This is a genomic window from Sinorhizobium sp. KGO-5 (assembly GCF_036245905.1).
In the GTDB taxonomy this organism is placed as follows: domain Bacteria; phylum Pseudomonadota; class Alphaproteobacteria; order Rhizobiales; family Rhizobiaceae; genus Sinorhizobium; species Sinorhizobium meliloti_A.
The window spans coordinates 401,571-415,675 of record NZ_BDIZ01000001.1; the positions used below are offsets into that span (position 1 = coordinate 401,571).

General features: G+C 63.3%; 15 protein-coding genes. 9 read left to right on the plus strand and 6 right to left on the minus strand.

All coding sequences use genetic code 11. The features are described from left to right. Positions 1 to 58: 58 nt before the first annotated feature. Positions 59 to 340 (minus strand): BolA family protein, encoded by a 282-nt coding sequence (locus BHD07_RS01825; RefSeq protein ID WP_100674169.1) that lies wholly within the window; start codon positions 338 to 340, stop codon positions 59 to 61. Between the two features lie 139 nt (positions 341 to 479). On the opposite strand from BHD07_RS01825, the gene BHD07_RS01830 reads away from it, so the two are divergent. From BHD07_RS01830 to BHD07_RS01845, 4 genes are all read left to right on the plus strand, one after another. Next, positions 480 to 1,115 (plus strand): J domain-containing protein, encoded by a 636-nt coding sequence (locus tag BHD07_RS01830; protein ID WP_100674170.1) that lies wholly within the window; start codon positions 480 to 482, stop codon positions 1,113 to 1,115. Positions 1,116 to 1,190: 75 nt separating this feature from the next. After that, on the plus strand, positions 1,191 to 2,186 hold the full coding sequence (cobS, locus tag BHD07_RS01835) for a cobaltochelatase subunit CobS (protein ID WP_003527456.1): 996 nt from the start codon (positions 1,191 to 1,193) through the stop codon (positions 2,184 to 2,186). Positions 2,187 to 2,235: 49 nt separating this feature from the next. Continuing rightward, positions 2,236 to 4,131, plus strand: coding sequence for a cobaltochelatase subunit CobT (gene cobT / locus BHD07_RS01840; RefSeq protein WP_338277340.1), 1,896 nt, complete (start codon positions 2,236 to 2,238; stop codon positions 4,129 to 4,131). 40 nt (positions 4,132 to 4,171) lie between these two features. Continuing rightward, the gene (locus BHD07_RS01845) at positions 4,172 to 5,164 is read left to right on the plus strand and encodes an esterase-like activity of phytase family protein (RefSeq protein ID WP_338277342.1); all 993 of its coding nucleotides are present in this window, start codon (positions 4,172 to 4,174) and stop codon (positions 5,162 to 5,164) included. 72 nt (positions 5,165 to 5,236) lie between these two features. Here BHD07_RS01845 and BHD07_RS01850 read toward each other — a convergent pair whose 3' ends face one another. Both BHD07_RS01850 and rpmB read right to left on the minus strand, forming a co-directional pair. Next, positions 5,237 to 5,875 (minus strand): VUT family protein, encoded by a 639-nt coding sequence (locus tag BHD07_RS01850; RefSeq protein ID WP_338277343.1) that lies wholly within the window; start codon positions 5,873 to 5,875, stop codon positions 5,237 to 5,239. A 135-nt stretch (positions 5,876 to 6,010) separates the two neighbouring features. Further along, positions 6,011 to 6,301 carry a 50S ribosomal protein L28 gene (gene rpmB, locus BHD07_RS01855; RefSeq protein WP_003527451.1) on the minus strand — a complete coding sequence of 97 codons (291 nt, stop codon included), beginning with the start codon at positions 6,299 to 6,301 and terminating at the stop codon, positions 6,011 to 6,013. 412 nt (positions 6,302 to 6,713) lie between these two features. Here rpmB and BHD07_RS01860 point away from each other — a divergent pair, with 412 nt between their 5' ends. After that, the gene (locus BHD07_RS01860) at positions 6,714 to 7,505 is read left to right on the plus strand and encodes a DUF3108 domain-containing protein (protein WP_198516874.1); all 792 of its coding nucleotides are present in this window, start codon (positions 6,714 to 6,716) and stop codon (positions 7,503 to 7,505) included. Positions 7,506 to 7,667: 162 nt separating this feature from the next. Then, entirely contained in the window at positions 7,668 to 8,555 is an 888-nt protein-coding gene (yddG, locus tag BHD07_RS01865; RefSeq protein WP_338277346.1) for an aromatic amino acid exporter YddG, read from the plus strand. A gap of 3 nt (positions 8,556 to 8,558) precedes the next feature. On the opposite strand, the gene BHD07_RS01870 is transcribed toward yddG, so the two are convergent. Beyond that, on the minus strand, positions 8,559 to 8,999 hold the full coding sequence (locus tag BHD07_RS01870; RefSeq protein WP_338277348.1) for a cupin domain-containing protein: 441 nt from the start codon (positions 8,997 to 8,999) through the stop codon (positions 8,559 to 8,561). Then, a complete protein-coding gene (gene gloB / locus BHD07_RS01875; RefSeq protein WP_324762265.1) occupies positions 9,000 to 9,770 on the minus strand; it encodes a hydroxyacylglutathione hydrolase in 771 nt (256 codons plus the stop codon). Positions 9,771 to 9,870: 100 nt separating this feature from the next. Here gloB and BHD07_RS01880 point away from each other — a divergent pair, with 100 nt between their 5' ends. The 3 genes from BHD07_RS01880 (at position 9,871) to BHD07_RS01890 (ending at position 12,787) form a co-directional block, all read left to right on the plus strand. Then, positions 9,871 to 10,635, plus strand: coding sequence for a class I SAM-dependent methyltransferase (locus tag BHD07_RS01880; protein ID WP_100674177.1), 765 nt, complete (start codon positions 9,871 to 9,873; stop codon positions 10,633 to 10,635). Positions 10,636 to 10,757: 122 nt separating this feature from the next. Then, a complete protein-coding gene (hisC, locus tag BHD07_RS01885; RefSeq protein ID WP_338277353.1) occupies positions 10,758 to 11,864 on the plus strand; it encodes a histidinol-phosphate transaminase in 1,107 nt (368 codons plus the stop codon). After that, on the plus strand, positions 11,861 to 12,787 hold the full coding sequence (locus BHD07_RS01890) for a prephenate/arogenate dehydrogenase family protein (protein ID WP_100674179.1): 927 nt from the start codon (positions 11,861 to 11,863) through the stop codon (positions 12,785 to 12,787). Before hisC ends, BHD07_RS01890 begins: the two co-directional genes overlap by 4 nt. A gap of 31 nt (positions 12,788 to 12,818) precedes the next feature. Here the strand turns inward: BHD07_RS01890 and BHD07_RS01895 are convergent, their stop codons facing one another. Continuing rightward, on the minus strand, positions 12,819 to 13,832 hold the full coding sequence (locus BHD07_RS01895) for a DUF2125 domain-containing protein (protein ID WP_100674180.1): 1,014 nt from the start codon (positions 13,830 to 13,832) through the stop codon (positions 12,819 to 12,821). Positions 13,833 to 14,105: the final 273 nt, after the last annotated feature.

Below are 14,105 nucleotides of genomic sequence, written 5' to 3' on the forward strand. Positions count from 1 at the left end.
CACTTCAAAGAGACGTGCGCAACGGCGGCTCAGCGACGCACCCTCTGCCTTTTGCACTTCACCACCGCGTCGGTTCCCCCGGCGCTGCGGGTTCCACCGCCAAAGCATGGAGGCCGGCATCGAGCTCCGGCTTCAGCAGATCGTTTATCGCGCGATGGCGCGCCACACGGCTCATGCCGGTAAAGGCGCTCGAAACGATGCGGACGCGCATATGCGTTTCGCCGCCGCCGTCGAATTCCGGCTGGTGACCGGCATGCTGACCGCTCTCATTGATCACCATCAGCCGCTCGGGATGGAAGGCTTCCACGAGCTTCTCTTCGATGCGGCGTTGCAGCGACATATTTTCAGTCCCATTTCCCTGTTTTGCTGCGGGGGCTGGAGCCAGGCGGCAGCATCATCCGCGCAATGCAAAATGCCCGCACAAAGCCAGCAACATTCCGTTTTGTCAATTCTTGTTGTGGCCCTCTGCAAACCCCATAATGTGCGTCATGAAGCTCGATTCAAAATATTTCGACCGCATCCGAACGCGCCCCCGGGGTCAAGCGCGCGTGGAGCCGTCCGCGCCGGTGTGCCAATGGGATGGCTGCGACAAGACGGCGGTCCATCGGGCTCCCGTCGGGCGCAATGCCGAGGGCGAGTATTTCATGTTCTGCTTCGAGCATGTGAAGGAGTACAACAAGGGCTACAATTATTTTTCCGGCCTCTCCGACACCGAAATCGCCCGCTACCAGAAGGAAGCGGTGACCGGCCATCGTCCGACCTGGACGGTCGGCGTCAACAAGAGCGCCCGCAACGGCCCGACACAGTCGCAGACGCGTTCCGGCTCCGCCGGCGCACAGGCGCGCATGCGAGATCCTTTCGGATTTTTCAACGAGGCGCGCGCCCGACAGGCACGGCACGAGCCGCGCCTGCGCAAGCTGAAGACGCTCGAGGCGAAGGCCTTCGAGACGCTGGGCCTTGCGGCCTCGGCGACGACCGCCGACATCAAGGCGGCATACAAGGAGCTCGTCAAGAAGCACCACCCCGACGCAAATGGCGGAGACAGGGGATCGGAAGACCGCTTCCGGGCGGTTATTCAAGCCTACCAATTGTTAAAACAGGCTGGTTTCTGCTAACAACCCGGATTATGACAGAAGCACTATCTGCAGGCGAATGCGCGGGTGCCGGCGGGCGTCCGCTCTGGAGTTATGATGAGCAAGATTGACCTCGACATTTCCAACCTCCCCGACACGACGGTCTCTGTCCGGGAGGCTTTCGGCATCGACACGGATTTGCGCGTTCCGGCCTATTCGAAGGGCGATGCCTATGTGCCCGAAATCGACCCGGACTACCTCTTCGATCGCGAGACGACGCTCGCCATTCTCGCCGGCTTCGCCCACAACCGGCGCGTGATGGTTTCCGGTTATCACGGCACCGGCAAGTCGACCCATATCGAGCAGGTCGCGGCGCGGCTCAACTGGCCATGCGTGCGCGTCAACCTCGACAGCCATGTCAGCCGCATCGATCTCGTCGGCAAGGACGCGATCGTCGTCAAGGACGGGCTTCAGGTGACCGAGTTCAAGGACGGCATTCTGCCCTGGGCCTATCAGCACAATGTCGCGCTCGTCTTCGACGAATATGATGCCGGCCGGCCCGACGTCATGTTCGTGATCCAGCGCGTGCTGGAGTCCTCCGGCCGCCTGACGCTGCTCGACCAGAGCCGCGTCATCCGCCCGCACCCGGCCTTCCGATTGTTTGCGACGGCAAACACCGTCGGTCTCGGCGACACGACCGGCCTCTATCACGGTACGCAGCAGATCAACCAGGCCCAGATGGACCGCTGGTCGATCGTGACGGCGCTCAATTATCTGCCGCACGACAAGGAAGTCGATATCGTTTCCGCCAAGGTCAAGGGTTTCGTCGCCGACAAGGGCCGCGAAACGGTCTCCAAGATGGTTCGCGTCGCCGACCTGACCCGTGCCGCCTTCATCAACGGCGACCTGTCGACCGTCATGAGCCCGCGTACAGTCATCACCTGGGCCGAGAACGCCTATATCTTCGGCGACATCGCCTTTGCGTTCCGCGTGACTTTCCTCAACAAGTGCGACGAGCTGGAGCGGGCGCTGGTCGCCGAGCATTATCAGCGCGCCTTCGGCGTCGAACTCAAGGAGAGCGCTGCCAACATCGTGCTGGAAGCGACCGCCTGAAAATCGATGTGCTCGCATAACGGCCGATCCGGTTGAAGAAGGAATTGTCGTGAGTTCGAATTCCAAGGCGAAACCGACTACGAGGGAAAACGCCGCCGAACCGTTCAAGCGGGCGCTTTCCGGCTGCATCCGGTCGATCGCCGGCGATGCGGAGCTGGAGGTCGCTTTCGCCAATGAGCGGCCCGGAATGACAGCCGAACGCATCCGGCTGCCGGAGCTCTCCAAGCGCCCGACCCGCCAGGAACTGGCGGTGGCGCGCGGCCTCGGCGATTCCATGGCGCTGCGCAAGGCCTGCCACGATGCTCGGGTCCATGCGACGATGTCGCCGCAAGGGGCGGACGCGCGGGCGATCTTCGATGCGGTCGAGCAGGCGCGCGTCGAGGCGATCGGCGCACTCAGGATGCCGGGCGTGGCGGGCAACCTCTCCTCCATGCTCGATGAGAAATACAGCAAGGCGAATTTCGCTGCCATCGACGTTCAAGCGGACGCGCCGCTCGAAGAGGCGGTGGCACTGCTCGTGCGCGAGAAATTGACCGGGGAGAAGCCGCCGGAGTCGGCTGGTCAGGTCCTCGACCTCTGGCGCGACTTCATCGAGCAGAAGGCCGGTCCCGACATGCGCAATCTGGCGGGTACGATCAACGACCAGCAGGCTTTCGCCCGCGTCGTGCGCGACATGCTGTCCTCGATGGATGTTGCCGAGAAATACGGCGAGGACGATAACGAGCCGGACGAGCAGGAGAGCGAGACCGACGAGGACCAGCCGCGCAGCCAGGAGCAGGACGAAAACGCCAGCGACGAGGAAGAAGGCTCCGACGCCGCGCCCGCCGACGAAAACCAGTCTGCCGAGGAGCAGATGGAAGAAGGCGAGATGGATGGCGCGGAAATTTCCGACGACGATCTCCAGGACGAGAGCGACGAGGACAGCGAAACGCCCGGCGAGGTGAAGCGGCCGAACCATCCCTTCGCGGATTTCAACGAGAAGGTCGATTATTCCGTCTATACCCGGGAGTTCGACGAAACCATCGCCTCCGAGGAGCTCTGCGACGAGGCGGAACTCGATCGGTTGCGCGCCTTTCTCGACAAGCAGCTCGCCCATCTCCAGGGCGCGGTCGGACGCCTCGCAAACCGCCTGCAGCGCCGCCTGATGGCACAGCAGAACCGCTCCTGGGAGTTCGATCTCGAAGAGGGCTATCTCGACTCCGCCCGCCTGCAGCGCATCATCATCGATCCGATGCAGCCGCTCTCCTTCAAACGCGAGAAGGACACGAACTTCCGCGACACGGTCGTCACGCTCCTGATCGACAATTCCGGTTCGATGCGCGGCCGCCCGATCACCGTCGCCGCGACCTGCGCCGATATTCTTGCGCGCACGCTGGAGCGCTGCGGCGTGAAGGTCGAAATCCTGGGTTTCACAACCAAGGCGTGGAAGGGCGGACAATCGCGCGAGAAATGGCTTGCCGGCGGCAAGCCTCAATCGCCGGGCCGCCTCAACGACCTGCGTCACATCATCTACAAGTCCGCCGACGCGCCCTGGCGTCGAGCGCGCCGTAATCTCGGCCTGATGATGCGCGAGGGACTGCTCAAGGAAAACATCGACGGCGAGGCGCTGATGTGGGCGCATGATCGTCTTCTGGCGCGGTCCGAGCAGCGACGCATCCTGATGATGATCTCGGACGGAGCGCCCGTCGACGATTCCACCCTTTCGGTCAACCCCGGAAATTACCTCGAGCGGCATCTGCGCGCCGTTATCGAGCAGATCGAGACGCGCTCGCCGGTCGAACTGCTTGCGATCGGCATCGGCCATGACGTCACACGCTACTATCGCCGCGCCGTGACCATCGTCGATGCGGACGAACTGGCGGGGGCGATGACGGATCAGCTTGCGGCGCTCTTCGAGGACGAGAGCATGCGCCGCCGCCCGGGCGGAGCACGTCGCGCCGGTTAACGGATTTCCGGCCGCGGCCACCCGTAAGGTCATTCTTCAGATGTTCTGCCGAAACATTGCCGTGCTTTTCCTGCTGATTTCGGCTGCTGTCGCGCGCGCGGAGCCGGCGCGCGAGATCGTTCCGGTCAAGAGCCGGCAGATATCTCAGTTCAAGGTCGGCTCCGGTCAAACGGTCTTCGGCGCGCTCGAGTTCATGGGCGGCATCGAGATGACGTCGGCCAACCCTTTGTTCGGTGCGCTGTCGGCGATCCGGTTTCTGCCGGACGGCCAGTCCTTCGTCGCGGTGATGGACACCGGCCATTGGGTCGAGGGGGCCGTCATCCGCGACGATGCCGGCGGGCTCGAAGGGCTGACCGATGTCAAGGTCACGCCGATGACCGACGCGACGGGCGAAGCGCAGCTCGAGAAATGGCGCGTCGATTCCGAAGGGCTGGCCCTGCGCGAAGGTCAGGCGATCGTCAGCTTCGAGCAGTCGCCACGCATCGAAATCTATCCTTTTCCCGGCTTCGCCGAGGCGCGTCCCCTGGGGCAGATGACCCTGCCGTTCTCCGTCGAAGAGCTGCGCAGCAATGGCGGCATCGAGACGATCGCGATCGCGCCGAAGAACGGCCCGCTTCGCGGCGCGGCCGTGGTCGTCTCCGAGCGCAGCGTCGACAAGGCGGACAATCTTTTTGCGGGAATATTGGAGGGGCCGATGAAGGGCGCCTTCACGGTCGTGCGCGCGGATCCCTATTCGGTAACCGACGGCGCCTTTCTGCCGAATGGCGACCTGCTTCTCCTCGAGCGGCGATTCAATTTCGCCTCCGGTCTCGGCATGCGTGTTCGCCGCATCGCCGCGGGGGACATTCGGCCAGGCGCAGTGGTCGACGGCGACGTCATGCTCGAAGCGGACATGAGCTATCAGATCGACAATATGGAGGCGCTCGACGTCATCTCGCGGCCTGACGGCGAGATCCGGGTGATCCTGGTCTCGGATGACAACCACTCGATCCTCGAGCGAAACCTGATGCTCGAATTCCGGCTGATCAAGTGACACGGGGCCAATGCCCCGCCGCGCCAATGCTTTGAACCACGCACTTCCGCATGTGGAAGCGCTCTGAGGGTTTCAGGCCGTTGCTTTTACCGCCGGCATGGGTTTGACGACGCTCATCAGCGCGCCATAGGGAAGCAGCAGGACGATACCGCAGAGGATCTTGACCGCGAGATCGCCGAGCGCCCAGGAAATCCAGCGCGGGGCGTCGACGCTGAGCAGGCCGAGAACGGGCGCGGTTTCCAGCGCAAAGCCGTCATTCGCACCCAAGAACACGAAGAACGGGGCGAAGGCGAAAGAGAAGAACATCGCCGTATCGAGGGCCGAACCGATCAGCGAGCCCGCGAGCGGCGCCTGCCACCAGGTCTGGCGCCTGAGCCGGTTGAAGACCGAGATATCGAGAAGCTGGCCGACCAGAAAGGCTGAACCGGAGGCGATCGCGATGCGCGGCGTCGCGGCGAGAACGGAGAGCATGACGGCGACCGCAAAGCCGGCAACGACGACGCGGCGCGCGATTCGCGGCCCGAACTGGCGATTGGTCAGGTCTGTGACGAGGAAGGCGAAGGGATAGCTGAAGGCGCCCCAGGTCAGGAGGTCGCCCAGTTGCATCCCGGCGATCGAACCGGGGAGCGGATACTGGACGAGGAAGTTCGACGCCACGACCACGAAGGTCATCAGCGTCACATAAAGGTAGAACGTACGGTTGATCAGCATTTTTTTATCCTGGGTTATGCCACCAGTTGACGGATGCGCAGGCAGGTGCTTGCGCGGCGATGGACGACACGAGAAAAAGGCTTGCCGGGTAAACCCGCAAGCCTCTTCAAGATATCGGCAGAAGTACCGGCGCTATCAGGCGGCTTCGGCAGCCTTCTTCACGATCTGACGACGCAGCAGGCGGGCGCGCATGCTGAGCTCGTTCTCGTCGGCCTTCAGCAGGAAGGCGTCGAGACCGCCGCGGTGTTCGACCGAGCGGAGAGCCGCAGCGGAAACGCGCAGGCGGAAGCGCTGGCCGAGGGCATCGGAAATCAGCGTGACGTTGCACAGGTTCGGCAGGAACTTGCGCTTGGTCTTGTTGTTGGCATGGCTGACATTGTTGCCCGACTGGACGCCCTTGCCGGTCAATTCGCAACTACGGGACATGGTACACCTATTCTCTTATCGCCGCCGGACAATGCGGTAGCGGGCCCAGAGCCCAGGCCGCGTTCCTGTTGGCCATTATTGGAAAGTCGCGGTTCTATAGTCACAGGTGGCCCGCCAGTCAAGTCAAACCTTTGCATTCCCGAGCGATCGGGGCGATTTCGCCTGTTCCGCACTCATAAGCACGGCCGTTCCGGCGCGCAAGACGCATTCCAAGAGAGCGGCCGATGCGCTATCTTTTCCATGAGGACTGCGCCAGATTTCGAGCGGGCGCATTTATGCCGCAAACCGCCTGCATTCCGGGGGATTGCGACATAAATGCGCCGGCTGTCTTCGGATCGGCAAGTCGCTGAAACACTGTGAACCGCTGCATGGAGTTTTGAGCCGGTCCGGTATCAGGGCCATGCAGCAGAGAATGGGGCTTTCGGGCATGAAGTTGTGCATTGGTTTTCGCGCGCCGGCACTCCTGGCCGCCATGATGTTTTCCACAGCCCCGCTTGCTGCGGAAGTCTCGCATCAGACGGACTACAGCATCGCGCTCGCCGGCCTGCCTTTGGCGCGCGCATCGTTCCACACCGAGGTCGAAAAGAATCGCTACACGATTTCGGGAACCCTGAATTCCGCGGGCCTCGTGGATATCATCAGCCGCACCACGGGGCAGACGCGTGTCTCCGGAGTAATCGACCGCGACCATCTCCGGGCAAGCGAATATTCCATGTCCTACCGCAGCGGCCGGAAGGGCCGGGCCATCAATGTGAGCTTCCGAAACGGCAATGTCGTGCGCGCGAGCATGGTTCCGAAGCGTAATCCACTGCCGAAGAACTGGGTGCCGGTCACGAGCCGGGACATGCGCAATGTGCTGGACCCGCTTTCCGGTCTGCTCATTCCGGCAAAAGCCCGGGTCTGCCCCAACACGCTGCCGATCTTCGACGGGGAATCCCGGCTCGACATAAGACTGTCTCCGAAGGGAACGCGAAACTTCAAAACCAGGGGATTCGAGGGCGAAGTGATCGTCTGCGGCATCCGCTTCGTACCGAAGGCGGGGTACCGGAAGGGCCGCGAGGACGTCGAATATCTGCGCCGCCTGGGAACGATGGAGATCTGGTACGCGAGGGCGAACGGCGTGGACGTCTATGCTCCGGTCTATGCCCGCATACCGACGAAGATCGGAGCGGTCACGGTTTCGGCGACGCGCTTCGGCGATTGAGCCCGCCGGCGGGATTCCCAGGGCTCTTGCTGACGGGTCCCCGAGAATCGCACTCCCTCTTTCCGGAATCACCTAAGCGCGATAGATCAGTGCGATTCGGTGGGGTGCCGGCCGCGTCCGCCGAAGTCTACATGTTTGATCAGCAGGGCCGCGGAGGGGGGAATGAAGTTCAAGGCAACGCTGATCGGTTTCACCGCGATCCTCATGTGGTCGCTGCTGGCGCTCTTTACTGCCGCATCCGGCAAGATGCCGCCGTTCCAACTCTCCGCCGTCTGCTTTCTCATAGGCAGTCTGCCCGGCATCGCCGTCCTGGCGTCGAAGCCCGAGCGCCTCGCACTTCTGAAGCAGCCGGCAAGGGTGTGGATCATCGGCATTGCCGGTCTCTTCGGCTACCACTTTCTTTATTTCACGGCGCTTCGCAATGCGCCGGCCGTGGAGGCGGGGCTCATCGCCTATCTCTGGCCGCTCTTCATCGTTGTCGGCTCGGCGCTGCTGCCGGGCGAGAAGCTTCGCTGGCACCATGTTGCAGGCGCCCTTGCGGGGCTCGTCGGAACGATCCTGATCGTTGCGCGCAACGGCATCGCCTTCGATGACGCCTATGCACTCGGTTACGGCGCAGCATTCCTCTGCGCCTTTACCTGGTCCGGCTATTCGCTGATCACGCGCCGCTTCGACGCGGTATCCACCGATGTCGTGACCGGTTTCTGCCTTGCGACGTCCGCCCTGTCCTTCCTCTGCCATCTCGGACTCGAAACGACGGTCTGGCCTGAAACCACCTTCGAGTGGCTCGCCGTGGCGGGGCTTGGCCTGCTGCCGGTCGGTGCCGCCTTCTATGCCTGGGACTACGGCGTGAAGAACGGTGACATCCAGTTCCTGGGCGTTGCGAGCTATGCGGCGCCGGTGCTTTCGACCCTGATCCTCATTCTGTTCGGCTTTGCCGAGCCGTCCTGGCGGATCGTGGCTGCCTGCCTGCTGGTGACGGGCGGCGCCGTGCTTGCGGCAAAGGATATGATCTTCCGAAAGGGCAGGGCCACGCTGCCTGCGGAGTAGAACTCACTCCTCAGCCGGCCGCCAATCGGGGTGCGCCATTTCGAAGGCGGCGAAGTCGAAGCCGGGTGCGACGGTGCAACCGACGAGCGTCCACTCCCCAAGCGAAGTGGCGGATTGCCACCAGCCGGCGGGAACGACCTGTTGCGGTCTTTCGCCGCTGAGCAGGTCGGGACCGAGCCGGGTCTGCGAAGCGGGCCTGCCCGGCTCGGCGATGCTGAGCGCGAGCGGCGCGCCGGCGTAGTAGTGCCAGACCTCGGCGGCATCGTGGACCCGGTGCCAATGCGAACGGTCGCCCCGTTCGAGAAGGTAGTAGATGGCCGTCGAGTGGCCACGCGCGCCACCATTGGCGTCGCGGAATGTCTCCCCGTACCAGCCGCCTTCCGGGTGCCGGGCGAGACCCAGCGTTTCAATGATAGCCGCCGCCGTCATGTCCCGAGCCGCCATTTAAAAATTGTCCTTACGCTTTCGTATTTCCGCGAAGACGGCGGCATCGCTCGCCTTTTCCATGCCGAGCAGCGCGCGGATCTTCGGATCGCCGGCGCGCAGGAACGGGTTCGTCCGTTTTTCGAGGCCCATCGTCGTCGGCGCGGTGAAGCCGCCATCTGAGCGAGTCTCCTCGATCTCGGCCGCACGCTCCTTCAAAGCCGTATTTTCCGGATCGACCGTGACGGCGAAATGTGCATTGGCAAGGGTGTATTCATGGCCGAAATAGATGGCCGTGTCGTCGGGAAGCGCCATCAGCCGGCTCAGCGATTGCCACATCGTTTCGGCCGTTCCCTCGAAGAGACGGCCGCATCCGAGCGCGAAAAGCGTATCGGCGGCGAAAAGCAGCCTGTCCTCGGGCAAATGGTAGCAGACGTGGCCGGAGGTGTGCCCCGGCGTTTCGATGACATCGACAGGATGGCCGGCGAAGTCGAAGCGTTCGCCATGTCCCACGGATCTGTCTATGCCGGGGATCTTCGACGCTTCGTTCTTCGGCCCGATGATGGTGAGGCCGAAGCGTTCCTTCAGGCTGGCATTCGCAGCCACATGGTCACCGTGGTGATGCGTGGTGAGGATATGCGTCAATTGCCATCCGCGCCGTTCGAGCGCGTCGAGGATCGGCCGCTCCTCCGGTGCATCGATCGATGCCGTAGAGCCGCTAAGCCGGTCGTGGAGGAGCACACCGTAATTGTCGGTGCGGCAGAGAAAGAGATCGAGTTCGAGCGCGGCCATGTTTTGGTCCTCCGATCGGTGTGGGGCATCGGAAAGCGGCGATCCCGCCCGGTTCGAATGTAGCGAGGCTCGCCTTGAAGTCTACCGCCTGGAGTCTAACATGTTGCCCATGCACACCGATATCGTCGATCTCCGCCAATTCTATCACTCCGAGCTCGGCCGCATGGCGGAACAGTCGGTCAGCTCAGCCCTTGCTTCCATCTGGGCACGCCTGCCCGAGGAAAGGCTCCTTGGGCTCGGCTATGCGGTGCCCTATCTCGAGCGCTTCCGTGCCGATACGGAGCGGACCTTCGCCTTCATGCCGGCCGGGCAGGGTGCGGTGAACTGGCCGGTCGCAGACCTGTCCTCGACGGCACTGGTCTTCGATGAGGAATTGCCGCTGCCCGATGCCTCGATCGATCGCGTATTGATGGTTCATTCCCTGGAATTTGCCGAAAGCCCGCGCGAAACGATGAAGGAGATCTGGCGCGTGCTGGCGCCCGGCGGACGTCTGATCATCGTGGTACCGAATCGCCGCGGCGTCTGGGCACAGATGGAGCACACGCCCTTCGGCTCGGGGCGCCCCTATTCCCGCGGCCAGCTGACGGCGCTCTTGCGCGAGACCAACTTCACGCCCGGCGCCACGACGGAGGCGCTCTTCTTTCCGCCCTCGAAGCGCAAGCTTGCCCTTCGGCTGCGCCACGGTCTGGAACGGTTCGGCCGATCGCTCTGGCCGGTCTTTTCGGGGGTGATCATCGTCGAGGCGCAGAAGCGGCTTTATCAGGGCCTGCCGGTGGCCGCACGCGCCTCGCGCCGCGTCTTCGTCCCGGTGCTGGCGCCGCGGGGCGTGCCCAGCACGCGCAGTCGGACAACGAAAGCGCCGTAGGTCGCAGTCTGCCGCCCGTCACCGCTTTGCCTCCTCCCACCGGCCGCCGTCACGTCGCACTCGACAAATATCACCGTCCCCGGTATTGGCTGGACCGCATTCTTCCCGTGAAAGCTGGTCCGATGAATCTTGCCCTGAAAAGCCCTGCGCCGCGTTCCGGCATCCTGGACATCGCCGCCTATGTGCCGGGCAAGGAACATGCGCCCGGCGTCGCCAAGGTTCACAAGCTGTCGTCGAACGAAACGCCGCTCGGCGCGAGCCCGCGCGCGATCGAGGCTTTCCGGAAGGCGGCTTTCAATCTCGAACGCTACCCGGACGGTCAGGCGAATGCGCTCAAGGAAGCGATCGCGGCGGTTCACGGGCTCAACCCCGCCAACGTCCTTTGCGGCAACGGGTCGGACGAACTGCTCGGTCTTCTCTGCCATACCTATCTCGGTCCCGGCGACGAGGGGATCGTCACCGAACACGGATTTCTCGTCTACAGGATCCAGATCACCGCGTCGGGCGGGATACCCGTCACGGTCAAGGAGAGAGACGAGCGCGTCGATGTCGATGCGATACTCGCGGCCGTGACCGAGCGGACGAAGATCGTCTTCATCGCCAATCCGGCAAATCCGACCGGCACCTATATCCCCGTCGACGAGGTCCGGCGTCTGCATGCGGGCCTGCCCGCCGGCGTCCTGCTGGTGCTCGATGCGGCCTATGCGGAATATGTACGGCGCAACGACTACGAGGCGGGACTGGAGCTCGTTTCGTCCAACCGCAACGTGGTGATGACCCGAACCTTTTCGAAGATCTACGGCCTTGCCGGTCTGCGCATCGGCTGGATGTACGCGCCGCGCGACGTGGTGGAGGCGTTGGACCGCGTCCGCGGTCCCTTCAATCTCAACGCGCCCGCGATCGCCGCCGGCGCCGCGGCGATCCGCGATCAGGCCTTCGTTGCCGCGGCGGCTGACCACAATCACACCTGGCTGGCAAAGGTCGGTCAGGCACTGACGGATATCGGCCTGCGCGTCACCCCCTCGGTCACCAATTTCGTGCTGATTCACTTCCCTGAGGAAGCGGGCATGTCGGCCAGCGACGCGGATGCCTATCTGACGAGCCGCGGCTTCATCCTGCGCGCCGTCGGCGCCTACGGTTTCCCCAACGCGCTGAGAATGACGATCGGCTCGGAAGAAGCGAATGAGGGCGTGGTCGCGGCACTGACTGAATTCATGGGACGGAAATGATGGCTCAGCAGTTCGAAACCATAGCCCTCATCGGCATCGGCCTGATCGGATCGTCCATCGCCCGGGACGTTCGCGAGAAGCAGCTCGCCGGTACGATCGTGGTCACGACGCGCAGCGAAGCGACGCTGAAGCGCGCCGGCGAGCTGGGCCTCGGCGACCGCTACACGCTTTCGGCGGCCGAGGCTGTCGAGGACGCGGATCTCGTCATCGTGTCGGTGCCTGTGGGGGCATCCGGCGCAGTCGCCGCCGAGATCGCAGCCCATCTGAAACCGGGTGCGATCGTCACCGATGTCGGTTCGACCAAAGGATCGGTCATCGCGCAGATGGCGCCGCACCTGTCCAAGGACGTCCATTTCGTGCCCGGTCACCCGATCGCGGGTACCGAGCATTCCGGCCCGGATGCCGGCTTTGCGGGCCTCTTCCGCGGGCGCTGGTGCATTCTGACGCCGCCGGCCGGCACGGACGAAGACGCGGTCGCCAGGCTCAGGCTGTTCTGGGAAACGCTCGGATCGATGGTCGACGAGATGGATCCGGAACATCACGACAAGGTGCTGGCGATCGTTTCGCATCTCCCGCATATCATCGCCTACAACATTGTCGGCACCGCGGACGATCTGGAAACGGTGACCGAGTCCGAAGTGATCAAATACTCGGCCTCGGGGTTCCGTGACTTCACCCGCCTTGCCGCTTCGGACCCGACCATGTGGCGCGACGTCTGCCTGCACAACAAGGACGCGATCCTGGAAATGCTCGCCCGCTTCTCCGAGGATCTCGCCTCCCTGCAACGCGCGATCCGTTGGGGCGACGGCGACAAGCTCTTCGATCTCTTCACCCGCACGCGGGCGATACGCCGCTCGATCGTTCAGGCCGGTCAGGACACCGCCATGCCCGATTTCGGCCGGCACGCGATGGATCAGAAGTAGGCTACGGGAAGCCGGCTGCGAAGACCGTCGCTCACAGAGCCGGCAGCATACCGATCGGAACGAAGGCGAGGAAGGCGGTCCCGTCGCGGACGTTCAGTTTGACCGTCGTTTCGTTCTTGCCGCCGGCAAGCGCCTTCAACATGTTGGCGACGTTGTCGATCAGGTCGGTTTCGTCCGGAGCGATCTTCACGAAGTTTTCCCGCCAGGCGTCGATATTCGCAAGCGTGAGAGAGAATTCCCCCGAAATCAGCCCCTGATCATTCACCGAAAAGGGCCCGGTGAGTTTTGCGCTCATTCCGGAGCCCGCATCGAGTGTCAATTGCCGCAACTCGCCTCTGGTGCCGCGGAGCATATGGGGCGGCAAAGCACCCGCCTGAAGCCATTCTGCCTTATCCACAACGGTCAGGTCCATTGCGACATCGGCCGGTGCGGCAAGACTGGGTCCCTGGTCCGGACGCAGGTCGAGCTTTTCGATGCTGAGTGCCGCGTCCAGGTTACCGTCGTTCTGGCGCAGATGGAGCTCGCCATGGCTGGCGCCGAAGCCGAGGCCCTCGCCCGTCAGGGGGGAGCGCGCGGTGCCGGTCAGATTGTCATAGGCCACTGAGGTCCGGTCGATGCCGGAGAGGGTCGCGGCGACACTTGCGCGGAGCAGCGTCCAGTCGGCGGAAATGGTGACGCCGGGAGAAACACGGATTTCGGCAGGGCCGTCGAGCTCGAGGACCGCACGCCCGGGCTGATAGACCTGCGCCGCCGTTCGCAGGGCACCGAAGGATGCGGAGGCGCCGCGGCGCGTATCGTCGAGGCGAACCTTGTCGCAGAACAGACCGAGGCGGAAGGGAAAGCCACGCACCTCCATCTCGGCGCATTCGCCGCTGAAGCCGATCGACTGCCCCTTCGTCAGATAGGCGGTCAGCCGCTTTTGGATCTGGTCGGCGGCGAGAAACCAACCGGCGGAATAAAGGCCGATCACGAACACGATACCTGCTGCCAGCCACAAGAACTTCCTGCCGGTAGGCGATGGCTTGGCGACGGCGGTCACAGTCATGTTGTCGGGTACTCCACACTAAATCACGACGGTTTCAGGTCGGGTGGACCAGAAACTCATCTCGCTCTTGCCGCCGGGAGCGGCCTTTCGGGTGGCCGACTCCCATGCGGCGAACTAACCTTCATCCGCAATCGCGACACGGGCTATCGGCGCGACCAGTTCGATTGCAAGAGAATTGCTGCACAATTTTGTCCTTCGACCGGTACGGTCCCAGGAATTATGCAGTAAAAATTTCGGTACGCCGCAGGAGCGTCGAACACTGATTCGGTAGAC

What these genes read in the sequence shown, in the direction of transcription:
- BHD07_RS01825 (WP_100674169.1), bottom strand. Translation starts at nt 340, where the DNA reads ATGTCGCTGCAACGCCGCATCGAAGAGAAGCTCGTGGAAGCCTTCCAT.
- BHD07_RS01830 (WP_100674170.1), top strand. Translation starts at nt 480, where the DNA reads ATGTGCGTCATGAAGCTCGATTCAAAATATTTCGACCGCATCCGAACG.
- cobS (WP_003527456.1), top strand. Translation starts at nt 1,191, where the DNA reads ATGAGCAAGATTGACCTCGACATTTCCAACCTCCCCGACACGACGGTC.
- BHD07_RS01845 (WP_338277342.1), top strand. Translation starts at nt 4,172, where the DNA reads ATGTTCTGCCGAAACATTGCCGTGCTTTTCCTGCTGATTTCGGCTGCT.
- BHD07_RS01850 (WP_338277343.1), bottom strand. Translation starts at nt 5,875, where the DNA reads ATGCTGATCAACCGTACGTTCTACCTTTATGTGACGCTGATGACCTTC.
- rpmB (WP_003527451.1), bottom strand. Translation starts at nt 6,301, where the DNA reads ATGTCCCGTAGTTGCGAATTGACCGGCAAGGGCGTCCAGTCGGGCAAC.
- BHD07_RS01860 (WP_198516874.1), top strand. Translation starts at nt 6,714, where the DNA reads ATGGGGCTTTCGGGCATGAAGTTGTGCATTGGTTTTCGCGCGCCGGCA.
- yddG (WP_338277346.1), top strand. Translation starts at nt 7,668, where the DNA reads ATGAAGTTCAAGGCAACGCTGATCGGTTTCACCGCGATCCTCATGTGG.
- BHD07_RS01870 (WP_338277348.1), bottom strand. Translation starts at nt 8,999, where the DNA reads ATGGCGGCTCGGGACATGACGGCGGCGGCTATCATTGAAACGCTGGGT.
- gloB (WP_324762265.1), bottom strand. Translation starts at nt 9,770, where the DNA reads ATGGCCGCGCTCGAACTCGATCTCTTTCTCTGCCGCACCGACAATTAC.
- BHD07_RS01880 (WP_100674177.1), top strand. Translation starts at nt 9,871, where the DNA reads ATGTTGCCCATGCACACCGATATCGTCGATCTCCGCCAATTCTATCAC.
- hisC (WP_338277353.1), top strand. Translation starts at nt 10,758, where the DNA reads ATGAATCTTGCCCTGAAAAGCCCTGCGCCGCGTTCCGGCATCCTGGAC.
- BHD07_RS01890 (WP_100674179.1), top strand. Translation starts at nt 11,861, where the DNA reads ATGATGGCTCAGCAGTTCGAAACCATAGCCCTCATCGGCATCGGCCTG.
- BHD07_RS01895 (WP_100674180.1), bottom strand. Translation starts at nt 13,832, where the DNA reads ATGACTGTGACCGCCGTCGCCAAGCCATCGCCTACCGGCAGGAAGTTC.